This window comes from Bradyrhizobium sp. LB11.1, from assembly GCF_040549385.1.
GTDB lineage: Bacteria > Pseudomonadota > Alphaproteobacteria > Rhizobiales > Xanthobacteraceae > Bradyrhizobium.
Window position 1 is genome coordinate 206,431 of sequence record NZ_JBEPTH010000004.1, and the last position, 24,653, is coordinate 231,083.

Annotated in this window: 23 protein-coding genes and 1 pseudogene; 13 read left to right on the forward strand and 11 right to left on the reverse strand. The window is 64.2% G+C overall.

Annotated features, from left to right (window positions below; genetic code table 11):
• Positions 1 to 27: 27 nt before the first annotated feature.
• From ABIA96_RS12330 to ABIA96_RS12350, 5 genes are read left to right on the forward strand one after another with little or no spacing between them, the layout of a single operon-like run.
• Positions 28 to 582 (forward strand): TRAP transporter small permease, encoded by a 555-nt coding sequence (locus ABIA96_RS12330; RefSeq protein WP_354137322.1) that lies wholly within the window; start codon positions 28 to 30, stop codon positions 580 to 582.
• Positions 583 to 594: 12 nt separating this feature from the next.
• Entirely contained in the window at positions 595 to 1,884 is a 1,290-nt protein-coding gene (locus tag ABIA96_RS12335; protein ID WP_354137323.1) for a TRAP transporter large permease, read from the forward strand.
• Between the two features lie 39 nt (positions 1,885 to 1,923).
• Positions 1,924 to 3,090 (forward strand): acyl-CoA dehydrogenase family protein, encoded by a 1,167-nt coding sequence (locus tag ABIA96_RS12340; RefSeq protein WP_354137324.1) that lies wholly within the window; start codon positions 1,924 to 1,926, stop codon positions 3,088 to 3,090.
• Between the two features lie 23 nt (positions 3,091 to 3,113).
• Positions 3,114 to 4,667: a class I adenylate-forming enzyme family protein gene (locus tag ABIA96_RS12345; RefSeq protein WP_354137325.1), complete on the forward strand. Its 1,554-nt coding sequence runs from the start codon at positions 3,114 to 3,116 to the stop codon at positions 4,665 to 4,667.
• Positions 4,668 to 4,673: 6 nt separating this feature from the next.
• Complete coding sequence (locus ABIA96_RS12350) at positions 4,674 to 5,921, forward strand: acetyl-CoA hydrolase/transferase family protein (RefSeq protein WP_354137326.1); 1,248 nt, start codon at positions 4,674 to 4,676, stop codon at positions 5,919 to 5,921.
• A gap of 43 nt (positions 5,922 to 5,964) precedes the next feature.
• On the opposite strand, the gene ABIA96_RS12355 is transcribed toward ABIA96_RS12350, so the two are convergent.
• The 9 genes and pseudogenes from ABIA96_RS12355 to ABIA96_RS12395 form a co-directional block, all read right to left on the reverse strand.
• Entirely contained in the window at positions 5,965 to 7,533 is a 1,569-nt protein-coding gene (locus tag ABIA96_RS12355) for an AMP-binding protein (protein WP_354137327.1), read from the reverse strand.
• A 33-nt stretch (positions 7,534 to 7,566) separates the two neighbouring features.
• Complete coding sequence (upp, locus tag ABIA96_RS12360) at positions 7,567 to 8,202, reverse strand: uracil phosphoribosyltransferase (RefSeq protein ID WP_354137328.1); 636 nt, start codon at positions 8,200 to 8,202, stop codon at positions 7,567 to 7,569.
• A gap of 125 nt (positions 8,203 to 8,327) precedes the next feature.
• Positions 8,328 to 8,456, reverse strand: a complete 129-nt coding sequence (locus ABIA96_RS12365; protein WP_354137329.1) for a hypothetical protein — start codon at positions 8,454 to 8,456, stop codon at positions 8,328 to 8,330.
• A gap of 88 nt (positions 8,457 to 8,544) precedes the next feature.
• Positions 8,545 to 8,922, reverse strand: coding sequence for a hypothetical protein (locus ABIA96_RS12370; RefSeq protein WP_354137673.1), 378 nt, complete (start codon positions 8,920 to 8,922; stop codon positions 8,545 to 8,547).
• A gap of 16 nt (positions 8,923 to 8,938) precedes the next feature.
• Positions 8,939 to 9,130: a hypothetical protein gene (locus ABIA96_RS12375; RefSeq protein WP_354137330.1), complete on the reverse strand. Its 192-nt coding sequence runs from the start codon at positions 9,128 to 9,130 to the stop codon at positions 8,939 to 8,941.
• A 112-nt stretch (positions 9,131 to 9,242) separates the two neighbouring features.
• Complete coding sequence (locus ABIA96_RS12380) at positions 9,243 to 9,638, reverse strand: hypothetical protein (protein ID WP_354137331.1); 396 nt, start codon at positions 9,636 to 9,638, stop codon at positions 9,243 to 9,245.
• 27 nt (positions 9,639 to 9,665) lie between these two features.
• Positions 9,666 to 10,584 (reverse strand): annotated as a pseudogene (gene dapA / locus ABIA96_RS12385) (4-hydroxy-tetrahydrodipicolinate synthase).
• A gap of 25 nt (positions 10,585 to 10,609) precedes the next feature.
• Entirely contained in the window at positions 10,610 to 10,858 is a 249-nt protein-coding gene (locus tag ABIA96_RS12390; protein WP_354137332.1) for a hypothetical protein, read from the reverse strand.
• Between the two features lie 132 nt (positions 10,859 to 10,990).
• On the reverse strand, positions 10,991 to 11,458 hold the full coding sequence (locus ABIA96_RS12395) for a hypothetical protein (RefSeq protein ID WP_354137333.1): 468 nt from the start codon (positions 11,456 to 11,458) through the stop codon (positions 10,991 to 10,993).
• Positions 11,459 to 11,883: 425 nt separating this feature from the next.
• On the opposite strand from ABIA96_RS12395, the gene ABIA96_RS12400 reads away from it, so the two are divergent.
• The 6 genes from ABIA96_RS12400 (at position 11,884) to ABIA96_RS12425 (ending at position 20,035) form a co-directional block, all read left to right on the forward strand.
• Positions 11,884 to 11,973: a K(+)-transporting ATPase subunit F gene (locus ABIA96_RS12400; protein WP_035698142.1), complete on the forward strand. Its 90-nt coding sequence runs from the start codon at positions 11,884 to 11,886 to the stop codon at positions 11,971 to 11,973.
• Between the two features lie 110 nt (positions 11,974 to 12,083).
• On the forward strand, positions 12,084 to 13,787 hold the full coding sequence (kdpA, locus tag ABIA96_RS12405; protein ID WP_354137334.1) for a potassium-transporting ATPase subunit KdpA: 1,704 nt from the start codon (positions 12,084 to 12,086) through the stop codon (positions 13,785 to 13,787).
• A gap of 17 nt (positions 13,788 to 13,804) precedes the next feature.
• The gene (gene kdpB / locus ABIA96_RS12410) at positions 13,805 to 15,919 is read left to right on the forward strand and encodes a potassium-transporting ATPase subunit KdpB (RefSeq protein ID WP_354137335.1); all 2,115 of its coding nucleotides are present in this window, start codon (positions 13,805 to 13,807) and stop codon (positions 15,917 to 15,919) included.
• Positions 15,920 to 15,979: 60 nt separating this feature from the next.
• Positions 15,980 to 16,585, forward strand: a complete 606-nt coding sequence (locus ABIA96_RS12415; protein ID WP_354137336.1) for a K(+)-transporting ATPase subunit C — start codon at positions 15,980 to 15,982, stop codon at positions 16,583 to 16,585.
• Between the two features lie 40 nt (positions 16,586 to 16,625).
• On the forward strand, positions 16,626 to 19,349 hold the full coding sequence (locus tag ABIA96_RS12420) for a DUF4118 domain-containing protein (RefSeq protein WP_354137337.1): 2,724 nt from the start codon (positions 16,626 to 16,628) through the stop codon (positions 19,347 to 19,349).
• Entirely contained in the window at positions 19,346 to 20,035 is a 690-nt protein-coding gene (locus tag ABIA96_RS12425; RefSeq protein WP_354137338.1) for a response regulator, read from the forward strand. The genes ABIA96_RS12420 and ABIA96_RS12425 overlap by 4 nt, the downstream gene beginning before the upstream one ends.
• A 128-nt stretch (positions 20,036 to 20,163) precedes the next feature.
• On the opposite strand, the gene ku is transcribed toward ABIA96_RS12425, so the two are convergent.
• The gene (gene ku / locus ABIA96_RS12430; protein WP_354137339.1) at positions 20,164 to 21,048 is read right to left on the reverse strand and encodes a non-homologous end joining protein Ku; all 885 of its coding nucleotides are present in this window, start codon (positions 21,046 to 21,048) and stop codon (positions 20,164 to 20,166) included.
• A 118-nt stretch (positions 21,049 to 21,166) separates the two neighbouring features.
• Here ku and ligD point away from each other — a divergent pair, with 118 nt between their 5' ends.
• Positions 21,167 to 23,839, forward strand: a complete 2,673-nt coding sequence (gene ligD / locus ABIA96_RS12435) for a DNA ligase D (RefSeq protein WP_354137340.1) — start codon at positions 21,167 to 21,169, stop codon at positions 23,837 to 23,839.
• A gap of 157 nt (positions 23,840 to 23,996) precedes the next feature.
• Here the strand turns inward: ligD and ABIA96_RS12440 are convergent, their stop codons facing one another.
• Positions 23,997 to 24,161 carry a DUF3309 family protein gene (locus ABIA96_RS12440; protein WP_007595743.1) on the reverse strand — a complete coding sequence of 55 codons (165 nt, stop codon included), beginning with the start codon at positions 24,159 to 24,161 and terminating at the stop codon, positions 23,997 to 23,999.
• 171 nt (positions 24,162 to 24,332) lie between these two features.
• On the opposite strand from ABIA96_RS12440, the gene ABIA96_RS12445 reads away from it, so the two are divergent.
• Positions 24,333 to 24,650, forward strand: a complete 318-nt coding sequence (locus tag ABIA96_RS12445; protein ID WP_354137341.1) for a polyhydroxyalkanoic acid system family protein — start codon at positions 24,333 to 24,335, stop codon at positions 24,648 to 24,650.
• Positions 24,651 to 24,653: the final 3 nt, after the last annotated feature.

Below are 24,653 nucleotides of genomic sequence, written 5' to 3' on the forward strand. Positions count from 1 at the left end.
TCTGCGGAACGAAGAAGGAGGGGCGACGTGATCGAACGGGCAGGGCAAGTGCTCGGCGCGCTGGAGCGCGCGCTGACTGTCATCGCGGTGGTGTTCATGTTCGTGATCATGATGCTGGTCGTGACCGACGTGTTCATGCGCTACGTGCTGAACAGCCCGTTCTCCTTCACCTATGACCTGATCGGGCTCTACCTGCTCGCGGGCGTGTTCTTCTTCACGCTGTCGAATGCCTTGCGCGAGCACGTCCATGTCGGCGTCGACATTCTGCTGTCGCGCTTCTCGCCGACGGGGCGGCGGCTGTCCGAGATCGTCACCGCGCTCGCGGGTCTGTTCGTGTTCGTCCTGATCTGCAAGGTCGGCTTCGAGCGTGCGCTGGAGAATTACGAGCAACACGACGTGCTGTCAGGCGCTATTCCCTGGCCGACCTGGATTTCGGCGGCGCTGGTGCCGTTCGGTTGCGGCGTGCTGGTGCTGCGGCTGGCGCTCCAGCTCGTCGGCAATGTGCTGAGCCTCGTCAGCGGACGCGACCTCTATCCGCTGCCGCCGGTGACCGGCGTCGGCGAAGCGCGCGGCTTCGAGTAACGGCGGATATCCATGACACCCCTCATCGTTCTCGCTTTGCTGTTCGGCCTGCTCGCGCTCGGCACGCCCGTCGGTTTTGCCATGGCCTTTTCCGGCTCGGTCGGCCTCGTCATGGTCGGCGGCTTCCCGACCTTGTTTGGTATCCTGGAGACCGCGCCGCTCTCGACCGTTTCCGCCTACGAGCTGATCACCATCCCGATGTTTCTGCTGATGGCGGACCTCGTGCTGCTGTCCGGCGTCGCGGATGATCTGTTCAAGACGGCCTCGGCCTGGGTCGGCCGCGTTCCCGGCGGGCTCGGCATGGCGACCGCGCTTGCTGGCGCAGGCTTCGGCGCGATCTGCGGCACGTCGACGGCATCGGCCGCGACGCTGTCTTCGACCAGCCTTCCCGCGATGATCCGCCAGGGTTATGAGCCGAAGATGGCGGCCGGCGTGGTCGCGATCTCGGGCACGCTGTCGATGCTGCTGCCGACCAGCGTCGCGCTCGTCATCTTCGGCCTGCTCGCCGAGGTGAACATCGGGAAGCTGCTGATCTCTGGCATCATCCCCGCGATCCTCGTCACCTTCACCATCATGGCCACGATCTCCTTTTTGGTCTGGCAGGATCCGTCGCGCGCGCCGGCCGCGAAATCGGTACCATGGCGCGAAAAATTCGCGCTGCTGTGGCAGGTCTCGCCGATGGTGGTGCTGTTCTCGATCGTCACAGGCACGATCTATCTCGGCGTCGCGACGCCGACGGAGGCGTCGGCCTTCGGCGCGTTCGGCGCCTTCCTGCTCGCGATCGTCAAGGGCAAGATCACGCCGACCTCGCTCTACAAGACGCTGCTGCGCGCCAGCCACGGCACCTGCATGATCATCATGATCCTGGTTGGTGCCTCGATCTTCGGCTACTTTTTCACGCTCACCCATGTGACCCAGGATCTGGTCGCCTGGATCGGCTCGCTGCCGACCTCGCGCTGGGTGATCATCACGCTGATCCTGTGCGGCTACATCGTGCTCGGCTCGTTCATGGACCAGATCGCGATCCTGGTGCTGACCGTGCCGATCGTACTGCCGCTGATCAAGACGCTCGGCTTCGACCCGATCTGGTTCGGCGTCATCAAGATCGTCACCGCCGAGGTCGGCATGATCACGCCCCCGGTCGGGCTCAATTGTTTCATCGTCGCCCGCTACGCCAAGCGGCCGGTGGCGGAAGTGTTCCACGGCACCCTCCCGCATTTTATTGCGCACCTGTTCGCGATCGCGATCCTGGTGGCGTTTCCCAGCATCATTCTCTGGCTACCCTCGCAGATGGGACGCTAGACTACGAGCCGTCGCGGCTCCAATAAGGAGATCAAGAACATGGATTTCGCGCTCACCGATCAGCAGGAAGCCATTCGCGACGCCATCGCCAAGATCTGCGAAGGCTTTCCCGACGCCTATTGGTTGAAGAAGGACCATGACGGCGGCTTCCCGCACGACTTCCACAAGGCGCTTGCCGACGCCGGCTGGCTCGGCATCTGCGTGCCGGAAGCCTATGGCGGCTCGGGGCTCGGCATAACCGAGGCGGCGATCATGATGCGCGCGATTGCGGAATCCGGTGCCGGCATGTCCGGGGCCTCCGCGGTGCATATCAATGTGTTCGGTCTCAATCCCGTCGTCGTGTTCGGCACCGAGGAGCAGCGCAAGCGCATGCTGCCGCCGATGGTCGAAGGACGCGAGAAGGCGTGTTTCGCCGTCACCGAACCCAACACCGGCCTCAATACCACCCAGCTCAAAACGCGCGCGGTCGCCAAAAACGATCGCTACATCGTCAACGGCCAGAAGGTGTGGATCTCGACCGCGCAGGTCGCGCACAAGATCCTGCTGCTGGCGCGCACCACGCCGCTGGAAGAGGTGCGCTCACCCACGCATGGCCTCAGCCTGTTCTACACGGATTTCGATCGCAAGAAGATCAAGGTTCATGAGATCGAGAAGATGGGCCGCAAGATCGTCGATTCCAACGAGCTGTTCTTCGAGGATTTCGAGATCCCGATGGAGGATCGCATCGGCGAAGAGGGCAAGGGTTTTCAGTACATCCTGGAAGGCATGAACCCCGAGCGCATCCTGATCGCGGCCGAAGCCGTCGGTCTCGGCAAGCTCGCGCTATCGCGCGCGACCGAATACGCCAAGACTCGCGTGGTGTTCAATCGTCCGATCGGCAAGAATCAGGGCATCCAGCATCCGCTCGCGGTGAACTGGGTCGAGCTCGAGGCGGCCTGGTTGATGGTGATGTCGGCGGCCTGGCAATATGACAAGGGCATGCCCTGCGGCGGCGCCGCCAATGCTGCGAAGTACATTGCGGGTGAGGCCGGATATCACGCCTGCGAGCAGGCCGTGATGACCCATGGCGGCTTCGGCTACGCCAAGGAGTTCCACGTCGAACGCTATTTGCGCGAGGTGCTGATCCCGCGCATCGCGCCGGTCAGCCCGCAGCTTGCGCTCAGTTTTATTGCGGAAAAGGTGCTGGGCCTCGCGAAGTCATACTAGGCTCAGCGCCCGAGGAGGACGTAGTGAACCTCGCTCATCATCTCCTGCGCGCGGCCAAGGCGGATGCGTCCGCGCCGGCCTTGCTCAAAGGGCTGACACCGGTCGTCGATTACGGCCGGCTTGCCATGACGGTGGCATCGCTGGCTGCGTCGCTTCAGCAGCGATTTGGCCTCGCCAAGGGCGATCGCGTCGCGTTGCTGATGAAGAACGTGCCCGACTATGTCGCCTGCCTTTATGCCTGCTGGCATGCCGGGCTTGTTGCCGTGCCCATCAATGCAAAGCTTCACCCGCGTGAGGTCGCGTTCATTCTCGAGAATTCCGGCGCCGCCGTCGTGTTCGTGACGGAGGACATGGCGAGTGCCGCGTCGGAAGCGTTGGCGCTCGGCACGGCCACGCCGCGTATCATCGAGATCGGCTCGGCCGAGCATCGCGGGCTTGAGAAGGCTGACGGCATTGCGATTGCCGATGTCGCGATTACCGATCCAGCCTGGATATTCTACACCAGCGGCACCACCGGCCGGCCCAAGGGCGCGGTACTCAGCCATCGCAACCTGCTTGCGATGTCGCTGAACTATCTCGCCGAGATCAACCCGATTGTGTCGGGTGAAGCACTATTGCACGCCGCCCCAATGTCGCACGGCTCCGGCCTCTACATGGTGCCGCATGTGCTCGGCATGAGCGCGCAGATCATTCCCGAGAGCGGCCGCTTCGAGCCGGACGAGATTCTGGAGCTGACCGCGAAGCGCGACGGCATCTCCTTCTTCGCCGCGCCGACCATGGTGCGGCGTCTGACGGTCGCGGCGGAAGCGGCAGGCGCGACCGCGCCCGGACTAAAGACGATCATCTATGGCGGCGGCCCCATGTACGTCGCCGATTGCAAGGCCGCACTCGGCGTGTTCGGTCCAAAGCTCACGCAGATCTACGGTCAGGGCGAGACGCCGATGACCATCACCTATTTACCGGAATCCATGCATGTCGATGGCGGGCATCCGCGTCATGAGGAGCGCCTCGCCTCGGTCGGCATCGCGCAAGGCGTGGTGCGGGTGCGCACCGTGGACGAGGCGGGGCGGGACGTTGCGCCGGATGAGATCGGCGAGATCATCGTGCGCGGCGACACCGTGATGTCCGGCTATTGGCAGAACCCGGAAGCGACCGCGACCACGCTGCGCGGGGGCTGGCTCTACACCGGCGACATGGGAGCCTTCGATGCCGATGGCTTCCTCACGCTGAAGGATCGTTCCAAGGACGTCATCATCTCCGGCGGTACCAATATTTACCCGCGCGAGGTCGAGGAGGTGCTGTTGCGGCACGCGGCCGTTGCAGAGGTCTCGGTCATCGGCCGGCCGCATCCGGAATGGGGCGAGGAAGTTGTGGCCGTCGTCGTTCCCGTCGCGGGCAGGGCGGTTACGCGGGACGAGCTTGATCAGACGTGCAACGCCTGGATCGCGCGCTTCAAGCGGCCGAAGCATTATTACCTCACCGGCGAGTTGCCCAAGAACAGCTACGGCAAGATCGTCAAGACGGAGCTGCGCGCGTTGCTCGGCGTGTCCTCCACGCGCCTCGTGCGGATGGACTGAGCTGAAATGCGCGAACCCACGTCGCCAATCGACCTCTCCGGCCTGATCCGTGAGGGCGATCTCGTCGTGTGCGGGCAGGCGACGGCAGAGCCTGTTACGCTGACCGAAGCGTTGATGGCGCAAGCTGCGCATCTTCCGCCTTTCCGCATGACGATCGGGCCGCTGTTTTCCGAGACGTTCTCCGCGGCCTGCGCGCCCAACGTGTCGTTTAGGAGTTATGGCGTGATCGGCAATGCGCGGCGGCTCGCCAGGGCTGGGCGGCTCGACGTGATACCGAGCAACTATAGCGCCTTCTGTGCCGACTTTGCCTCGCGCCGCCATCAGGCCGATGTCGTGCTGGTGCAGCTCGCGGAGTCCGGGGGGCGGCTCAGTGCCAGTCTCTCCAATGATTACGTCATCGATGCCGCGCGCGGCGCGCGCCTCGTGATCGCGGAGATCAATCCGGCTGCGCCCTTCACGTTTGGGGCGGAATGGCCGGAGGATGTGCCGATCCATACGCGCGTGGCGGCTCGTCGTCCGCCGGTCGAATTGGCGCCACCGCCTCTGGACGATGTGTCGCGGCGCATTGCTACGCACGCGGCCAGCCTGGTCGTAGATGGCAGCACGCTCCAGTTTGGTGTCGGCCGCATTCCGGACGCGATCCTCTCTTCTCTTTCCCACGTACGCAATCTCGGCATCCATTCCGGCCTGATCAACGATGCCGTGGTCGACCTGATCGAGCGCGGCGCCGTTACGAATGCGGAGAAGGGGCTCGATGCGGGGATCACGGTCACCAACCAGGTGATCGGCACGAAGCGGCTCTATCGCTTCGTGCACGAGAACGAGGCGGTCGCGGTGCGGCCGACGTCCTACACGCACGGCCAGGGCGTGCTGGCGCGGATCAACCGGCTGGTCGCGATCAATTCGGCGCTTCAGGTCGGGCTGGATGGCAGCGTGAATTCCGAGACGCTGAACGGCGTTGCGATCGGGGCGATCGGCGGGCAGCTCGATTTCGTGCGCGGGGCCAACGCGTCTCCCGGCGGACGGGCGATCATCGCACTGCCGGCGACGGCATCGGATGGCACCAGCCGGATCGTCGCCCATGTCGAGACGGTGACGACTCCCCGCGCTGACGTCGACGCCATCGTCACTGAATGGGGCATCGCCGAGCTGCGCGGCTGCGGCCTTGCCGAGCGCGCGCGGCGTATGATTGCGATCGCGGCACCGGAGCACCGCGATGTGCTGTCCGCGCAGCTCCGCGGCTCTGCGCGCTAGCTGAACAACAGCCGCTCGCGTTCGCGAGCTACCTGAAATAGGCCTATTCCGCCGCGATCCGTTCCATCGCCATGGCGCGGAGCCGGGCGCGCTGGATCTTGACGCCATTGGCACTGTCGGTCACCGGGAAGGCGTCCACGACATAGATACGCGCAGGCACCTTGTATCCGGCAAGCCGCTCGCGCAGGCGTGCCGTCAGCACCTCTTGCTGCGGCGGCGCGTTAGCAGGGATCACGAAGGCAACGCAGCGCGCCTGGCCCTTCAGATCGACCGCGACGACTTGGGCATCGGCGACGCCGGGACAGGACTTGAGCTCGTCCTCGATCTCACCGGGCGCGACCAGGAATCCGCCGAGCCGCATCGCGTCACCCGCGCGGGTCTTATAGACGAAGGCGCCGTTGCGCAGCCGACCGATGTCGCCGGTGCGGAAGAAGCCGTCCGCGGTGATCGCATCGCGTGTCGCATCCGGGTTGTTGAAATAGCCCAGGAAGCGCGACGGCGCGCTGATCTCGATTTCTCCGGAGACGCCCTGCGCTGCAAGCTCGCCGGTCTCGGTGTCGCGCACGCGGACCCTAACCTCGGGGGACATTGGCCAGCCTCCGCCTTCGATGCGATCGGCGAAGGCGTCGCTGGGGCGGGCGATCGAAAACAGCGCCTGCACCTCGCTCGAGCCGTAGAGGCCGAACAGCGGCAGGCCGCGTGCTTCGGCCTCTGCGGCCAGTTCGCGCCAGCCGGGCTGGAATGCGGCGAAGCCGCAGACCTCGAGGTGCGGGAATGGTCGCGGCGCATCGGTGAGGCCGAGGATGCGACGGAACATCTCGTCGGAGCCAAAAGCGTGCGTGATCCGGTGTTCGCTGAGGATCTTCAGCGCCGGAGCCGCCTCGAAGGCATCGAGCACGTGGACGGTCGCGCCGGCTGCAATGAAGCCGAGCAGGCTCGTCATGCCAAAGGTGCCGCAGACCGGCAGCATCGCCAGCAGCGAATGACGCTGCGGGGAGAGTTGGAGCGCCTTCGCAACCGAGTTGGCGTGGGTCGTGAGCGTTCGCTGCGAGTGGGCGACAAGCTTAGGGCCCTTGGTCGTGCCCGATGTGGGGTAGAGCAGCACCGGCAGGTCGACGTCGTCTTGGGTGGGAACCGGCGGATGGGGCGTGTCGAACGCATCGAACCGAATGCAGGGCCATTGGGCGAAGATCGCATCCGCGCCGACCACCGCGAGCCTTTGCAGCGCGGGCACCTCGTCCCTGGCGATGTCGGCGAGAATGGCAGCGAAATCGATCGAACGGAATGCTGCCTCGACCACGAGCAGCTTTGCACCGGACAATTTCAGGAGGTGCGCGACCTCAGCGCTGCGATAACGCGTATTGACGGCAGCGACGATCGCACCGCGTCGGGCTGCGGCGAACAGCAGTGCGATCCATTCGACCCGGTTGACCAGCCAGACCGCCACCACGTCGCCCTTGCCGATCCCCTGCGCGGCGAGCCAGGCCGTGGTCTGCTCGACCATCCCTGAAAACTCCGCGCGCGACACGGACGTGCCGTCGAACACGAAGGCGGGATCGGCGGCGGTCTCCGATCCGATCAGCGATTGCAGTGAAACATCGTCGGCGTGCATGACGACGGGAGTAGCCCGATCGTGCAAACCTGTCTACTTGGTGCCGAACATCCGGTCGCCGGCATCGCCCAGGCCCGGCACGATGTAGCCGTGATCGTTGAGCCGCTCGTCGATGGCGGCGGTCCAGACCGGCACGTCGGGATGCTCGCTCTGGAACTGTGCAATGCCTTCGGGCGCCGCCAGAAGGCAGACGAAGCGGATGTCGCGGGCGCCGCGCTCCTTGAGCAGGGACGCGCCCGCGCAGGCTGAATTGCCGGTCGCCAGCATCGGGTCCATCAGGATCACGGTGCGGTCGGACAGATCCTGCGGCGCCTTGAAGTAATATTCCACGGCCTGCAATGTCTCGGGGTCGCGGTAAAGACCGATATGGGCGATGCGCGCCGAGGGCATCAGCGCCAGCATGCCGTCGAGGAAGCCGACGCCGGCGCGCAGGATCGGCGCCAGCGTGAGCTTCTTGCCGGCGATCTTGGGCGCCTGCATCGGCGAGATCGGCGTCTCGATCTCGACCAGCTCCAGCGGCAGGTCGCGTGTCACCTCGTAGCCGAGCAGCATCCCGATCTCGTTCAGGATCTCGCGAAAGCTCTTGGTCGAGCGATCCTTCTCCCGCATCAGGGAGAGCTTGTGCTGGACCAGGGGGTGGGTGACGACGTTGACGTTGCTGCTGCTCATGCAACCGCTCTACACGGTTCCGCGAAACGGCGCCAGATCGGCCGGGCGTTTTCCGCAAGGCGCTCGTGCCCGGTTGCTCGCCGCGCAGGCAGCCATGGTCAATTCGCGGTCGATCGCCCTGAAGTCTAGACGCCGAGCCCGCGCGCTGCGAGCGTGATCACGATCGTCAGGACCGCACCCCAGACCAAGCTCAGCGTCATGGTCAGGATGGTTGTGGTGACCGCGTGCTCGAGATGTCCCTTGAAGAGCCGCATTCTAACGGTCCGCGGTGAGGCGCAGGCTGAGCAGCAGTGTGCTCATCAACATGATCAGTAGTGCGATCTTGAGCTCGATCATGTCGCACTACCTCGCAGCGAGCCGCGCCAGCTGCCGCCTGGTTTGCGCCGTCAGCACAATCAGCGGATTGCCGCGGTTCTCGAGGTCGAGCTCGAAGGTCTCGGCCGGAAACACCAGCGCGCACCGCGCCGGCGCGCTCTGACGATTGGCGAAATCGACGGCCGAGCTCTTGAACAGGAACAGGCCGCCGATGCGTCCGTGGGCCTCGCGGGCGACCCAGAGCCCGGCCTCGTTGCGGCCGATAAAGAACGCCGGAATGGCGGTGCTGATCACATCGGGATCGAGCGGCCTGAGTTCTGCCGCCGGCACTTTCCGCCGTTGGCAATGCGTGGCTTGAAGAGCAATTGCCGTCATGGCGGCCTCCTCACACATCTGCAAGGTCATGATGGTCACCGAGGCCTCAGGCGTGGAGGTGCCAGACGAAGATTGCGGTCTTCAGTGCGATGAGCGCAGTGAGCACGCCACCCATCGTGAGCACCGCCAGTGCGCGGAGCGCGACGCGCTTGAGTTGAGCCTTGCGCTCCTTCGAGATTCGCGCCGGGCGTTCAGCCCAGTTGAAGGGCCGTTCAAAACCGTGTGTCAGCATCGACATATCAGAAGTCCCTGTTCGTGGTGCGGCGAAACGGCCGCGCCGATGTGCCTTGTCGGATGACAATCCTCGCGTAGGATTGCGAGACGGACGCCGGGGCTGCGGTATAGGAATGTCATAAAGACGCCGACCGACGCGGCGGCAGTCCTCTGAACAGCTCGGGGTTTCGCTTCGGTCGAGGCTGAGCCGGTGCAGGGTCCGAAGATGATGTCATCCCCATCGCCGCGGCAAACGCGAGTCTCAGCCGCGGTTCTTCGGTCTGCTTGCAAAAGTTCTCCAACACCGCTTGAGCGTCCGGCTGCTGCCCACTGATCGCCGCGCAAAGCTGGGAACTGGTTCGCCGGAAGAAGTGCAGCGTGCCATCCGCGTCACGCCGACCACCGGGGCGATCGAGTTCAGCTGCGAGGGCCGCGACATTGAGACGATCGGACTGATCGTGCGTCACGGCAAAGCGCAGCAGCGCCAGTTTCCAGGCGAGAAGCAGCCTGTGAGATTCTCCCGATGGCGGCATGCGATGTCCTGAACTGCCCCCGACGCGTCAGGCGCCAACGCCGTCGATTAGTTCCTCGTCGGCAATCGCGATGAAGGCTCTCGCGACCTCGGCTTGAGCCGCCTTGTCCAGCGGCACGATCGGCAGCCTTGTGGCCGGTGACATCAGGCCTAGCGTGCTCAACGCGTATTTGAGCGCAGCTGGGGCTCTCTCTCGAGAGGCAGGAAATCAGCGGGACGAGTCGCTTGTGCAGATAGCGCGCGGTTTGCAGGCGACCTTGCCTGACCTGTGAGAAGATCGTCCGGCACAGATCCGGTACGATGTTGGAGACTTCCGAGATCGCGCCGTCGCCGCTGCCGGCGATATAACCAAAGGTGGTCGCGTCGTCGCCGGATAGCAGTCGAAAGCCGGATGGCAGCAATCGATTCAGCCGCATCGGGCGGGTGGTGTCACCGCTGCCATCGCGCAGGCCCACAAACTGACGAGATTCGACCAGACGCATCAGCGTCTCGTCGGCGAGCGGACGCAGTGTCCTGGAGGGAGCGTCGTGCAGGATGACCGGAAGTCCGGTTGAGCCGGCAATGGTGCGGAAATGCACGAGCATCCCCTCCTGCATCGGCTTGTTGTAGGCCGGCACCACCGCCATGATGGCATCGGCGCCGGCCGCTTCTGCGCGCCGCGCAAACTCGACGGCGCGGCCGGTCGCATTCGACATTGCGCCCGCGATGACTCGCGACCGGCCGCGGGCGACGTCCACCGCAGCGCGAATAACGAGCTCCTGCTCGGCGGGCGAGAGCGTCGGTGCCTCGCCCGCTGTCTCGCAAACCACGAGCGCGGGAACGCCGGCCGCAACCTGGCGCTCGCAGAGTGTGGCGAACGCCTTGAGGTCGATCGTGTCAGCCGTGTCGAACGGCGTCGGCAGATCTGGAATGAAGCCGGTGAACCAGGCTGAGGGAGGAATGAACATGGCTTGCTCGCCGAATGCGGCCTGCTCAGGCGGCGCGCTGCGAGAGGTCGGGGTGTTTGCCCATGTCGAGCTCGATCTCGCGTGGCAGCTCGACGATGGTCTCAGGGCGTTGTCCGTTCTCGAATAGCGCGTATTTGATGGCCTGGGCTCGGCTGACGAACAGGCCGCCATAGAGGCCGCTCTGCTCTTGCACGATCCACTGTCCGCGGTGGTTCTTGCCGATGAAGACGATGGTGGATGGTGAGCTGCACGAAGGAGGTTCGACGAGTTTCACGGATTTAGTCCTTCCAATTGATGCGGCGGGCGGAATCTCGTCCCGCAACCGCCGGATCAATATCTTTCTCAATGGATAGGATTTCGAGAGAGAGCGCGCGGCGATCTCATAGGAACGCCATAAGCTTCGGGATCAGCCGAAATTCTCGCAGGCGATCGGCTCGTAGAGCAGATCCGGAGCAGGGCACACGATGGGAACGCTCGGCCTCGAAACCTCCACGGCCAGCGCCTGGACCTCCACGAAAGCTGACAGCAGCGCGATCGGGAGGTCGCCGTGGCATCCCTCGACAGCCGCGTCGAGCCAATCCGGCAGCTCGCGTTCACGCGAGAGCGCACAATGCCATTCACCTTCGGCATAGGCGATACGGCGGACCTGCCACAGCGGCAGCTCGAGCTCCATCAACGCCAGCGTGGCGTCGGCCCAGGCCTCCGCGTCGATCAAGCGCATAAGGCGTGCCGTACGCTCGCTCTGGCCGAGCGAGGGAAATCGGCGGCAGGCCTTGTCGATGATCTCGAGCATCAACGGCCGCGTCATGCCCTGCGCATTGCGCAGGCTGTCGTTGAGGGAGGGGGGATCATAGTGTCGGAAAGCGACGGTCATATCGGCCTCCTGGAATTGGCGTCGGTCAGTCGGCCGGCCTCTTCAGGATGGCGGGAAGGGCATTGGAAAACGAGATGGGAAGGGGCGGGAGAAATAGGAATCTCATAAGCGCGGGGCCCGTGCGTGACGGACGCCATGGCCCGTCCTTTATGAGATTCCTATAACTTCGCCATAGCCCTCGTCTCGAAAACCTATGCCCGTAGTGGCACTTCAGCACGGTCAAAAGTCCCGTTTGGGGCGTGGAAATGCGTCGCGCTTCTCTCCACGAGCTCCGCCGGGTCCCCGAGAAAGTGTTGCTCCCGATAGAGGGACGCAACGAGGAGCAATCCCATGATGGACATTCTGATGCCGGCGCTGGGCTTTGCCTTTTTCGCCCTTGCGATCGGCTACACCTTCGCCTGCGAACGGCTGTGACGGAGAGAACCATGATCTTCGATTATGCGCTCGCCGGTGCCGTTTCGTTCGGCCTCCTGATCTACCTCACCTATGCGCTGCTGCGGCCGGAACGGTTCTGAGGCGTGCTCCTGCTCGTCGAATTGCTGCTGGCGGGTTGCGCTCGTCGGCTGCCTGCTTGTGGTGCTCCTGCCGCTATTGCGCCGGACACCAAGCCTGAAGGGTTGATGCCATGACTGTGATCGGTTGGCTCCAGATCATTCTTTTCTGCGTTATCATCGTCGCGCTCGCAAAACCGCTCGGCTGGTACATGACGCGCGTGTTCAAGGGCGAGCGGACGTTTCTCTTGCCGGTGCTGCGCCCGATCGAGTCCGGCATCTACTGGATTTCCGGCGTCGACGAGAAGCGGGAGCAGCATTGGCTGACCTACACGGTCTCGATGCTGCTGTTCCATGTCGGCGGCTTCCTCATCATCTACGGCGTGATGCGCTCGCAGTCCGTGTTGCCCTTCAACCCGGCCGGCCAAGGCGCAGTCGCGGAGGATCTCTCGTTCAATACTGCGATCTCCTTCATCACCAACACCAACTGGCAGAACTACGGAGGCGAGAGCACGATCTCCTACCTGGTGCAGATGGTGGGCCTGACGCATCAGAACTTCCTGTCGGCGGCCACCGGCATCGCGCTCGCGGTCGCGCTGATCCGCGGCTTCTCACGCGCCTCGGTGCGTACGATCGGCAATTTCTGGGTCGACGTCACCCGCACGACGCTCTACGTGCTGTTGCCGATCTGCGTCGTCTACACGCTGTTTCTGATCTCGCAGGGCATGCCGCAGACGCTCGGCGACTATGTCGAGGCCACTACGCTCGAGGGCGCCAGGCAGACCATCGCGGTCGGCCCAGTAGCCTCGCAGGTCGCGATCAAGATGCTCGGCACCAATGGCGGAGGTTTCTTCAATGCCAACGCCGCGCATCCCTTTGAGAACCCGACCGCGCTGTCGGATTTCGTGCAGATGCTATCGATCCTCCTGATCGGCGCGGCCATGACCAACGTGTTCGGCCGCATGGTCGGCAACCAGCGTCAGGGCTGGGCGATCCTCGCCGTGATGGGCGTACTGTTTGTCGCCGGCGTTACCGTCACCTATTGGGCGGAATCCAACGGCACCTCGACGCTGCATGCGCTGGGTCTGACCGGTGGCAACATGGAAGGCAAGGAAGTCCGCTTCGGCATCGTTGCGTCCTCGCTGTTCGCCGTCGTCACCACCGCCGCCTCCTGCGGCGCGGTCAACGCCATGCATGACAGCTTTACCGCGCTTGGCGGCATGATCCCGCTGATCAACATGCAGCTCGGTGAAATCATCATCGGCGGCGTCGGCGCGGGCCTCTATGGCATGCTGCTGTTCGTCGTGCTCGCGATCTTCGTCGCGGGCCTGATGGTCGGCCGTACGCCGGAATATGTCGGCAAGAAGATCGAGGCGCGTGAGGTCAAGATGGCGATGCTCGCGATCCTGGTGCTGCCGCTGATGTATCTCGGCTGGACTGCGGTCGGCGTGGTCTATCCGGCGGCGGTCGCCTCGATGGCCAATGCCGGCCCGCATGGCTTCACCGAGGTGCTCTACGCCTTCACCTCGGCGACCGGCAATAACGGCTCGGCGTTCGCCGGCCTCACCGGCAACACCTTGTTCTACAACCTCACGCTCGCCAGCGCGATGTTTGTCGGCCGCTTCTTCATGATCGTCCCGGCGATGGCGATCGCGGGCTCACTGGCCGCCAAAAAATCGATTCCTCCGTCAGCGGGTACGTTCCCGACCACCGGCGGTCTGTTCGTCGGCCTCGTTGTCGGCGTGATCCTGATCATCGGCGGTCTCACCTTCTTCCCGGCACTCGCACTCGGCCCGATCGTCGAGCATCTCGCGATGAACGCTGGTAACCTCTTCTGATTGTTGGAGTGACCTCCATGGAAACCATGAAACTGCAAAAGCGCGCGTCCGTCTCGGCGATGCTCGATCCCAAGATCGTCGTGCCCGCGATCCGCGCGTCCTTCGCCAAGCTTGATCCGCGGCTTATGATCAAGAACCCCGTGATGTTCGTGGTCGAGATCGTGGCCGCACTCACCACCGTGATCTTCCTGCGTGACCTCCTTGCGGGTGGTGCCAATCTCGGCTTCACGTTCCAGATCATCCTCTGGCTCTGGTTCACGGTGCTGTTCGCGAACTTCGCCGAAGCGGTGGCCGAGGGCCGCGGCAAGGCGCAGGCCGATTCGCTACGCAAGACCCGCACCGAAAGCCAGGCCAAGCTGCTGACCGGCACGGGCCGGGATTTCGGGCTCGTGCCGGGCACGAGCCTGAAGGTCGGCGACATCGTGCTGGTCGAGGCAGGCGACACCATCCCGTCCGATGGCGAGGTGATCGAGGGCGTGGCCTCCGTCAACGAAGCCGCTATCACTGGCGAATCCGCGCCCGTGATCCGCGAGTCCGGTGGTGACCGTTCGGCGGTGACCGGCGGCACGCTAGTGCTGTCCGACTGGATCCGCGTCCGCATCACGGCCGCCCAGGGCTCGACCTTCATCGATCGCATGATCAAGCTGGTCGAGGGTGCCGAGCGGGCGAAGACGCCAAACGAGATCGCGCTCAACATCCTGCTCGCCGGCCTCACCATCATCTTCGTGTTCGCCACAGTCACGATTCCGAGCTACGCGGCCTATGCCGGCGGCTCGATCTCGGTGGTCGTGCTGGTTGCGCTGTTCGTGACGCTGATCCCGACTACGATCGGCGCGCTGCTGTCGGCGATCGGTATCGCGGGCATGGACCGCCTTGTGCGTTTCAACGTGCTGGCGATGTCCGGTCGTGCGGTCGAAGCCGCTGGCGATGTCGACACGCTGTTGCTCGACAAGACCGGCACCATCACGCTCGGCAACCGCCAGGCGACCGCGTTCCGTCCCGTGCGCGGCGTCGGCGAGCAGGAGTTGGCGGACGCTGCTCAGCTCGCTTCACGCGCCGACGAAACGCCGGAAGGCCGTTCCATCGTGGTGCTGGCCAAGGAGAAGTATGGCATCCGTGGTCGCGACATGGCCGAGCTCGGCGCCACCTTCATCCCGTTCACGGCGCAGACCCGCATGAGCGGCGTCGATGCCGGCGGCTCGTCGGTGCGCAAGGGTGCGGTCGATGCCATGCTCAACTATGTCGGCGGCGGCGCGCCGCTGGCCGTGGCATCCGGTAATACCGCTCGCGCCATCCAGCCTGCGGGACTGTCGGACATCGGCCGCGAGATCCAGACAATCGCGGACGAGATCTCGAAGGCCGGCGGGACGCCGCTGGCCGTGGCCAAGGACGGCAGGCTGCTCGGCGTCATCCAGCTCAAGGACATCGTCAAGGGCGGTATCCGCGAGCGCTTTGCCGAGCTGCGCCGCATGGGTATCCGGACCGTCATGATTACCGGCGACAACCCGATGACGGCGGCCGCCATCGCGGCGGAGGCGGGTGTGGATGATTTCCTGGCGCAGGCAACGCCCGAGGACAAGCTCAAGCTGATCCGCGACGAGCAGGCCAAAGGCAAGCTGGTGGCCATGTGCGGCGACGGCACCAACGATGCGCCGGCGCTTGCGCAGGCCGACGTCGGTGTCGCCATGAGCACCGGCACGCAGGCCGCGCGCGAGGCCGGCAACATGGTCGATCTCGACTCCAACCCGACCAAGCTGATCGAGGTGGTCGAGATCGGCAAGCAGCTGTTGATGACGCGCGGTGCGCTGACGACCTTCTCGATCGCCAACGACGTCGCAAAATATTTTGCGATCATCCCGGCGATGTTTTTGGCGTTCTACCCGCAGCTCAACGTGCTCAATGTCATGAACCTGTCGAGCCCGCAGAGCGCCATCCTGTCGGCGATCATCTTCAACGCGCTTGTTATCATCGGGTTGATCCCGCTGGCGCTGAAGGGCGTCGCCTATCGTGCGGTCGGCGCCGGCGCGTTGCTTCGCCGCAACCTGCTGATCTACGGCCTGGGCGGAATCGTCATTCCCTTCATCGGCATCAAGGCGATCGACCTCGTCGTTGTTGCCTTGCACCTGGCTTGATCGTTGTCCCGGGGCGCGCAGCGCTCGCCCGGGCCGCGACGAAGAAACTGGAGACCCAACATGCTCAGAGAAATCCGCCCCGCCATCGTCCTCTTGCTGGTGCTCACTGCGATCACGGGCGTGGCCTATCCGCTCGCCATGACCGGCATTGCCGGCGCGATCTTCCCCGCCCAGGCGCAGGGCAGCCTGATCGAGAAGGACGGCAAGGTGATCGGCTCCGCCCTGATCGGCCAGGAGTTCAAGGACGACAAATATTTCCACGGCCGTCCTTCGGCGACGCTTGCGCCGGACCCGAATGATTCGACCAAGACGGTGTCCGCCCCCTACAACGCCGCCAATTCGGGTGGCTCCAACCTCGGCCCGACCAGCAAAGCGCTGGCCGACCGACTGAAGGAGGACGTGGACAAGCTGAAAGCCGAGAACCCGAACGCTTCAGTGCCCGTTGATCTCGTCACGACTTCGGCGAGCGGTCTCGACCCGGATATCTCGCCGGAAGCCGCGCAATTCCAGGTGCTCCGCGTGGCCAAGGCGCGGAATATCCCGGAAGTCCAGCTCAGGCAGCTCGTCGCCTCCAACACCCAGGGCCGTCTGCTCGGCCTGCTCGGCGAACCCCGGGTTAACGTTCTTGCCCTGAACCTCGCACTGGATCGGGCGTCCGCGAAGTAGCGCTCTAGGCTGGGAATGCCCGGATGATTATATTGGCCTGATGGTTCAACAGCGCCGCGATCCCGAACAACGTCCGTCTCCCGAGGCGCTGCTTGAAGCCGCGCGTCGGGAAGAGAGTGCGAGCGGCAAGCTGAAGATTTTTGTCGGCGCCGCCCCTGGCGTCGGCAAGACCTACGAGATGCTGCAAAGCGCCCATGCCAGGCGCAAGGCCGGCATCGACATCGTGATTGGCTTCGTCGAGACCCATGGCCGCGCCGAGACCGAGGCGCTGGTGCGAGGGCTCGAGATGGTCCCACGCAAGCGGCTCGACTATCGCGGCCAGACTATCGAGGAGATGGACCTCGACGCCGTGATCGCGCGGCACCCTAAGATCGCATTGGTCGACGAACTCGCCCACACCAATGCGGCGGGCAGCCGTCACCCCAAACGCTATCTCGACGTCGAGGAGCTGCTGTCCCACGGCATCGACGTCTACACCGCCGTCAACATCCAGCACATCGAGAGCCTGAACGACGTCGTCGCGCAAATCACTCATGTACGGGTGCGCGAGACTGTGCCGGATTCGATCTTCGACCGCGCCGATGCGATCGAGCTGATCGACCTCACCCCCGACGATCTGATCCAGCGCCTGCGTGAAGGCAAAGTCTACGTCCCCAAGCAGGCCGAGCGAGCGCTGGAGCATTACTTCTCGCCCGGCAATCTGACCGCGCTGCGCGAGCTCGCGCTGCGGCGCACGGCTGAGCGTGTCGACGAGCAGCTTCTTACGCACATGCAGGCGAACGCCATCGCCGGTCCGTGGGCTGCGGGCGAGCGCATCCTCGTTTGTGTCAGCGAGGATCCGCGCGCAGCCGGGATCGTGCGCTACACCAAGCGGCTGGCCGACCGGCTGCATGCGCCATTCACCGCGATCTCGATCGAGACGCGGCGCTCGCTCCAGCTCTCGGAGCAGGAGCGCGACCGGCTCGCCGACACGCTGCGGCTCGCCGAATCGCTCGGTGGCGAGGCGCTGACCATTCCGGCCGTCGGCCGTCGTATCGCCGACGACGTCATCAATTTCGCCCAAGGCAACAACGTCACCCAGATCGTGATCGGCAAGTCGACGCGCTCGCGCTGGTTCGAGATGACGCGCGGCTCCGTCGTGCATGAATTGGTGCGCCGCGCCGGCAATATCAGCGTTCACGTCATTCCCGGCGACGAGCTGCCGGACGAAGCAGCGCCGAAGACGCCGGTGCAGACCGCCGCGCGGTCCGACCCTTTCAATCCGCTGCCCTATCTGAAGACGCTCGGCATCGTGCTGGTGGGCCTCGGCGCCGCAAAGCTGCTTCAGCCGCGGTTCGGCATCGAGAACGTGGACCTCGTGCTGCTGACCTCGGTCGTCGCCATCGCAGTGCGGTACGGCTTGTGGCCGTCGCTGCTCGCGAGCATCGTAGCGTCGCTCGCTTATAACTTCTTCTTCCTGCCGCCGGTCTATACGTTCACCATCACGGATCCGACCAACGTAGCGGCGTTCTTCTTCTTCATGCTGATCGCGATCCTGGTTTCGAATGTCGCCGCGCGCGTGCGCACGCAGGCCGACACGGCGATCGGCCGCATCAGGACCACCGAGCAGCTCTATGCGTTCAGCCGCAAGCTCGCCGGCACCGCCACGCTCGACGACGTGCTGTGGGCCTCGGCCTATCAGATCGCACTGATGCTGAAGGTCCGCGTGGTCCTGCTGCTGCCGGAGGACGGGCTTTTGACGGTGAAATCCGGCTATCCGCCGGAAGACCAGCTCGACCAGGCCGATCTCGCCGCCGCCAACTGGGCCTGGAGCAATGACCGCTCCGCCGGCCGCGGTTCGGACACCCTGCCGGGCGCCAAGCGCCTGTTCCTGCCGATGCGCACCGGGCGCGGCCCGATTGGCGTGATCGGCATCGACAACGACCGGACTGGCCCGCTGCTGACGCCGGACCAGCGGCGGCTGCTGGACGCGCTGGTGGATCAGGGCGCGCTTGCGATCGAGCGCGTGCTGCTGGTCGAGGACATGGATCGCGTCAAGCGTACCGTCGAATCCGAGCGGCTGCGCTCCGCGCTATTGACCTCGATCTCGCACGATCTGAAGACGCCGCTCGCCTCCGTGCTGGGCGCCGCCTCGACGATTCGCGATCTCGCTGGCGCGCTGTCGGATACCGAGAAGCGCGACCTGCTTGCCACAGTGATCGACGAGTCCGAACGGCTCAATCGCTTCATTGCGAACTTGCTGGACATGACGAAGCTCGAATCCGGCGCCATCGTGCCCAACACAGCCTTGCACGATCTCGGTGAGATCGTCGGCAGCGCGCTACGGCGGGCGTCCAAGATCCTCGCCGCGCACAAGGTGGAGCTGGTCCTGGCGGCCGATCTGCCGATGCTTCAGCTCGATGCCGTGCTGTTCGAGCAGGTGTTGTTCAACCTACTCGACAACGCCGCGAAATATTCGCCGCCCGACACCACGATCGCGATCAGGAGCCGGCGCGAGCGTGATCAGGTGGTGCTGGAAGTCGCCGACGAAGGCGCGGGCATTCCGCCCGACGAGCTCGAGAGCGTGTTCGACAAGTTCTATCGTGTGCAGAAAGGCGACCATGTCCGTCCCGGCACCGGGCTTGGGCTTGCCATCTCGCGCGGCTTCGTCGAGGCGATGCGCGGCACCATCACGGCTGCCAACCGCAGTGACCGGAGCGGCGCTGTTCTCACCATCCGTCTGCCTGTTCCGGCGCAGACCCACGCATTGGACACCGCCGCATGAGTGCCGCCCCGATCAAGGTTTTGGTGATCGACGATGAGCCGCCGATCCGCAAATTGCTGCGGATGGGGCTTTCGACGCAGGGTTACGAGATCCTGGAGGCGTCGAACGGCAAGATCGCGCTGGAAAAGCTCAATGAAGATCCCGCGCTGATCATCCTCGATCTCGGCCTGCCCGATATCCAGGGCCATGAGCTGCTGCGCACCATCCGCGCCCGCAATGAGAGCGTGCCGATCGTGGTGCTGTCGAGCCGCGGCGACGAGGCCGGCAAGGTGCAGGCGCTCGATCTCGGCGCCGATGATTACCTGACCAAGCCGTTCGGCATGGACGAACTGCTGGCGCGCTTGCGTGCAGCCTTGCGGCACCAGCTTCAGGTCCAGGGCGAGCGCCCTGTGTTTCGTACCGGAGATCTCTCGGTCGATCTCGTGCGTCGCATCGTCAAGCTCGGGGAGCGCGACGTCAAGCTATCACCGAAGGAATACGACCTCCTGCGCGTGCTGGTGCAGCACGCGGGCAAGGTGCTGACCCACCGCTTCCTGCTCAAGGAACTCTGGGACGAGTTGACCGACGCGCAATATCTGCGCGTCTATGTCCGCCAGCTCCGCCAGAAGATCGAGACTGATCCGGAGCGTCCGCAGTATGTGCTGACGGAGACCGGGATCGGATACCGGCTGAAGGCGGGGGATTGACGCTCCTGTTAGGGGCGCGATCCGCCATCCACATCGTCATTGCGAGCGTAGCGAAGCAATCCAGAGTCCCTCCGCAGAAAGATTCTGGATTGCTTCGTCGCAAGTGCTCCTCGCAATGACGGAGGAGATCACCCCGCCTTTCTCTGCCGCGCCGTCGACCGCGGCGTCTTCTTCGCAACTCGCCGCCCGCCGGTCGCCCGTCTTGCATGCGACTTCGTCGCCGACTTCTTCCCGCCACGCCCCTTCAGGCTCTGCCTCAGCGCATCCATCAGGCTGACGACATTGCTCGGCTTCTCCTCAGGCTCTGGCAGCTCGATTGTCTTGCCGCTCGCCTTCCTCTTCACCAGCGCTTTCAGTGCGGTCTCATACTCGTCCTTGAACTTGCTGGGGTCGAAATGCGCCGCCTTGGTGTGCAGGATGTGGCCTGCGAGCTCGACCATGTCCTTGGTGATCTTCGGGCTCTTGATGTCATCGAAAACCTGGTCCTCGTCGCGCAGCTCGTAAGGGAAGCGCAGCGTGGTGCCGAGTAGGCCCTTGCCGAGCGGCTCGATCGCGATGATGTGCTCGCGGTTGGTGAGCACGATTTTTGCGAGCGCCACGCGGTCCTGGTCCTTCATGGCGTCGCGGATCACGGCAAATGCATCCACTGCGGCCTTGCCTTCGGGCGCGATGTAATAGGGATGGTTGAGATAGCGCTGGTCGATCTCCCCGCTCGGCACAAAGCTTTCGATGTCGATGGTATGGTTGCTCTCGATCTGGACCGCCTCGAGCTCCTCCGGCTCGATCGCGACATATTTGCCCTTGCGTAGCTCGTAGCCGCGGCCCTTCTGGTCGCTCTCGACGACATCGCCGGTCTCGGCATCCACCATCTGCTGCTTGAGCCGGTTACCGGTCTCGCGGTTGATCATGTGAAACCGCGTCTTCTCGGCCCCGGTGGTCGCGGGGTAGAGCGCGACCGGGCAACTGACCAGCGACAGCTTCAGCGTTCCCTTCCAATAGGCGCGCGGGGCCATTCCATTCTCCAGTGATTTCAAGGCGTTTCAGGAACTCCAACCGGGCTCCGGGGTTTTGGTTCCGGCTGGGGCTTTTGCCGTGATAGGCTCTCACGCCGAAAGAAATGCGGGACCGGTCGTGCTGCGAAAACTCTCCACCTACCGCGAGAAGCGTGATTTCGAGAAGACGCCGGAGCCGTCCGGCAAGACGGCAGTGGCGCCGTCAAAACAGCGGCGCTTCGTGATCCAGAAGCATGATGCGACCCGGCTGCACTACGACTTCCGCCTCGAATTCGACGGCGTGTTCAAGTCCTGGGCGGTGACGAAAGGCCCCTCGCTCGATCCACACGACAAGCGGCTGGCTGTCGAGGTCGAGGACCATCCACTCGACTACGGCGATTTCGAAGGGACGATTCCGGAAGACCAATACGGCGGCGGCACGGTGATGCTGTGGGACCGTGGCACCTGGGAAGCCGACAACCCGGAAGCCGGTTTCAAAAAGGGCGACCTCAAGTTCACGCTGCACGGCGAGAAGCTGCACGGAAGCTGGGTATTGGTGCGGATGCGGAATGACCGCACCGGGGGCAAGCGCACTAACTGGTTGCTGATCAAGCACCGCGACGAATATGCCAGCGAGGGTGAGGATATTTTGGCGGAGGACAAGTCGGTCGCGTCCGGCCGGGCCATGGAGCAGATCGCCGGCGGCAAGGGCCGCGCCCCAAAACCGTTCATGCTGGCGAAGGGCAGGGGCAAGGCCGATGCGGTCTGGCAGTCCAATCGCGCCGAGGAGACCAAGGGGCGGACGGTGAAGCCGGCGCCGCGCGCAGCGTTGAAGGGCGGAACGGTCCCCAAGACCAACAGCGCGAAAAAGAAGGTTACGACAGCAACGAATGCCAGTCGGATCTCGGAGATGCCGGACTTCGTTGCGCCGCAGCTCTGTACGCCGGTCGAGCGCCCCCCGTCAGGCGATCGCTGGTGCCACGAAATCAAGTTCGACGGTTATCGCGTGCAGCTCCGGGTCGAGGGCGGCCAGGCGACGCTGAAGACGCGGACGGGGCTCGACTGGACTGACAAGTTTGCCGCGATTGCGAAAGAGGCCAGCGCGCTGCCGGACGCCATGATCGATGGTGAGATCGTCGCGCTGGATCATAGCGGCGCCCCAAATTTTTCGTCACTGCAGGCCGCGTTGTCGGACGGCAAGACCGAGGACCTGATCTTCTTTGCTTTCGATCTCCTGTTCGCCAAGGGCCTTGATTATCGCCGCCTGCCCCTCGGTGAGCGCAAGGCGCGGCTCAAGGAGATTCTGGCGGCACGCAAGCGGAAATCGAGCCTGATCCGCTATGTCGAACATTTCGAGAGCGACGGCGACACGGTGCTGCAATCGGCTCTGAAGCTCGAGCTTGAAGGCATCGTCTCGAAGAAGCTCGATGCGCCCTACCGCTCGGGGCGGACGGAAGGTTGGACCAAGACAAAGTCCCGCGCCGGCCAGGAGGTCGTGATCGGCGGCTGGAAGACGACGGCCGGGAAATTCCGCTCGCTGATGGCGGGCGTCTATCGCGGCGATCACCTCGCCTATGTCGGCATTGTCGGCACCGGCTTTGGCGCCGACAAGGTCAAGCGCATCATGCCGTTCCTGAAAGAGGCGGCGTCGAGCGAAAGCCCGTTCGGCGGCAAGAATGCGCCGAAGAAGACGCGCGATGTGCACTGGGTCAAGCCGGAGCTGGTCGCCGAGATCGAATTCGCCGGTTTCACCGCCGATGGCAACATTCGCCAGGCCGCGTTCAAGGGCCTGCGGCAGGACAAGCCGGCCGAGGAGGTCGAGGCGGAAACGCCCGCGGATACCAAGCTCGCCAAGCTTTCCGCCAGAAAGCGCGTTGGTGCAAAGCCTGCCAAAGCGAAGGGCACCGTCGAGGTGATGGGCGTCGTCATCTCGAAGCCGGAGAAGGAGCTATGGCCGGACGGCGGCGACGGCGAGGGTGTGACTAAGCTCGATCTCGCGCGCTATTTCGAGGGGGTCGGCCCCTGGATGATCGAACATATCAAGGGTTGCCCCTGCTCGATCTTGCGTGCGCCCGACGGGATCGGCGGTGAAAAATTCTTTCAGCGGCATGCGATGCAGGGTACGTCGAATCTGCTCGAGCTCGCAAAGGTGTCCGGCGATCGCAAGCCGTATTTGCAGATCGACCGCGTCGAGGGACTTGCTGCGGTCGCGCAGATCGGTGGCGTCGAGCTGCATCCGTGGAATTGTGCGCCCGATGCCTATGACACGCCGGGCCGACTGGTGTTCGATCTCGATCCCGCGCCGGACGTCAAGTTTAACGATGTCGTCGAGGCCGCGAAGGAGATGCGCCAGCGGCTCACCGATGTCGGCATGGAGAGTTTTTGCAAGACCACCGGCGGCAAGGGCCTCCATGTGGTGGTGCCGCTGCTTCACGGCGCGGGCGACAAGGTGGACTGGAAGGAGGCCAAGGCGTTCGCGCAAGGCGTCTGCCAGTGGATGGCCGATGACGATCCCGATCGCTATCTTCTCAACATGTCCAAGAAGCTACGCAACGGGAAAATCTTTCTCGACTATTTGCGCAACGATCGCCTGTCGACCGCCGTGGCGCCGCTATCGCCGCGTGCACGCGATGGCGCGACCGTGTCGATGCCGGTGACCTGGGCGCAGGTGAAGGGCGACCTCGATCCGAAGAAATACACGGTGCGGACGGTGCCGGGCTTACTGGCGCGATCGAAGGCGTGGGATGGTTATGATGATGCTGCCGCGTCAATCAAGGCGGCGGTGAAGAAGCTGGCGGGAAAGACGAAGTAGGCGCGCACGACGGGCGCGGCTCTCGTAGGGTGGGCAAAGCGACTTGTCCGCCGTAGCTCGTAGAGCGAAGGCGGAAGCGTGCCCACGATCTTTTTGCCGTCGAGAGAGAAGGTGGGCACGGCGCATTCGCGCCTTTGCCCACCCTACGAGACCTCGCCTAGATCCGTCCGAGTAGTAGTAGGATCAGCAGGATGACGATGACGAGCCCCAGGCCGCCGCCGCCGTAATAGCCGGTGCCATAGAACGGCCCGCCGCCGATGCCGCTGAAACCGCCGAGCAGCGCGATGACCAAAATGATCAGAATGATCGTACCGATAGACATGCTAGTCTCCTCCAGCCCTTTGTTGAAAGGGTCGTTGCGTTGTGCGGAGGCAACTTGCCGCAGGTTTTAAAGTTCCAACAATGAAACACGGGCTCGCGTCCAACTTGCATGGAACCTTTGCCGCGCCTGCCGGCATGATTATGTGAGGATCAGCCACCACAGGGTAGGGCCATGTCAGCACCTCTTGTCGTCTCCATTCCGCATCACCTCGGCCGCGAGGAGGCTGTGCGCCGCCTCAAGACCGGGCTCGGCCGCGCCGCAGCCAGCATTCCCGTGATGCAGGTCGAGGAGGAACGCTGGAGCGGCGACACTCTGGCCTTTCGTATCCGCGCGCTCGGGCAGATCGCGAGCGGCCAAGTCGATGTCGCCGACGATCACGTCAAGGTCGAGGTGGTGCTGCCGTGGCTGTTGCAGCGCTTTGCGGAGATGGCACAGGCGACCATCCGCAAGCGCGGACAATTGCTCCTCACCAAGGACGGGGGAAAGTAGCCG

Coding starts and splice junctions, on each gene's coding strand:
- ABIA96_RS12440 (WP_007595743.1), bottom strand. CDS start 24,161: ATGTCTATCGGTACGATCATTCTGATCATTTTGGTCATCGCGCTGCTC.
- ABIA96_RS12350 (WP_354137326.1), top strand. CDS start 4,674: ATGCGCGAACCCACGTCGCCAATCGACCTCTCCGGCCTGATCCGTGAG.
- ABIA96_RS12355 (WP_354137327.1), bottom strand. CDS start 7,533: ATGCACGCCGACGATGTTTCACTGCAATCGCTGATCGGATCGGAGACC.
- kdpA (WP_354137334.1), top strand. CDS start 12,084: ATGACTGTGATCGGTTGGCTCCAGATCATTCTTTTCTGCGTTATCATC.
- ABIA96_RS12335 (WP_354137323.1), top strand. CDS start 595: ATGACACCCCTCATCGTTCTCGCTTTGCTGTTCGGCCTGCTCGCGCTC.
- ABIA96_RS12415 (WP_354137336.1), top strand. CDS start 15,980: ATGCTCAGAGAAATCCGCCCCGCCATCGTCCTCTTGCTGGTGCTCACT.
- ABIA96_RS12370 (WP_354137673.1), bottom strand. CDS start 8,922: ATGACCTTGCAGATGTGTGAGGAGGCCGCCATGACGGCAATTGCTCTT.
- ABIA96_RS12380 (WP_354137331.1), bottom strand. CDS start 9,638: ATGCCGCCATCGGGAGAATCTCACAGGCTGCTTCTCGCCTGGAAACTG.
- kdpB (WP_354137335.1), top strand. CDS start 13,805: ATGGAAACCATGAAACTGCAAAAGCGCGCGTCCGTCTCGGCGATGCTC.
- upp (WP_354137328.1), bottom strand. CDS start 8,202: ATGAGCAGCAGCAACGTCAACGTCGTCACCCACCCCCTGGTCCAGCAC.
- ABIA96_RS12375 (WP_354137330.1), bottom strand. CDS start 9,130: ATGTCGATGCTGACACACGGTTTTGAACGGCCCTTCAACTGGGCTGAA.
- ABIA96_RS12395 (WP_354137333.1), bottom strand. CDS start 11,458: ATGACCGTCGCTTTCCGACACTATGATCCCCCCTCCCTCAACGACAGC.
- ku (WP_354137339.1), bottom strand. CDS start 21,048: ATGGCCCCGCGCGCCTATTGGAAGGGAACGCTGAAGCTGTCGCTGGTC.
- ABIA96_RS12420 (WP_354137337.1), top strand. CDS start 16,626: ATGGTTCAACAGCGCCGCGATCCCGAACAACGTCCGTCTCCCGAGGCG.
- ABIA96_RS12365 (WP_354137329.1), bottom strand. CDS start 8,456: ATGCGGCTCTTCAAGGGACATCTCGAGCACGCGGTCACCACAACCATC.
- ABIA96_RS12425 (WP_354137338.1), top strand. CDS start 19,346: ATGAGTGCCGCCCCGATCAAGGTTTTGGTGATCGACGATGAGCCGCCG.
- ABIA96_RS12400 (WP_035698142.1), top strand. CDS start 11,884: ATGATCTTCGATTATGCGCTCGCCGGTGCCGTTTCGTTCGGCCTCCTG.
- ABIA96_RS12340 (WP_354137324.1), top strand. CDS start 1,924: ATGGATTTCGCGCTCACCGATCAGCAGGAAGCCATTCGCGACGCCATC.
- ABIA96_RS12445 (WP_354137341.1), top strand. CDS start 24,333: ATGTCAGCACCTCTTGTCGTCTCCATTCCGCATCACCTCGGCCGCGAG.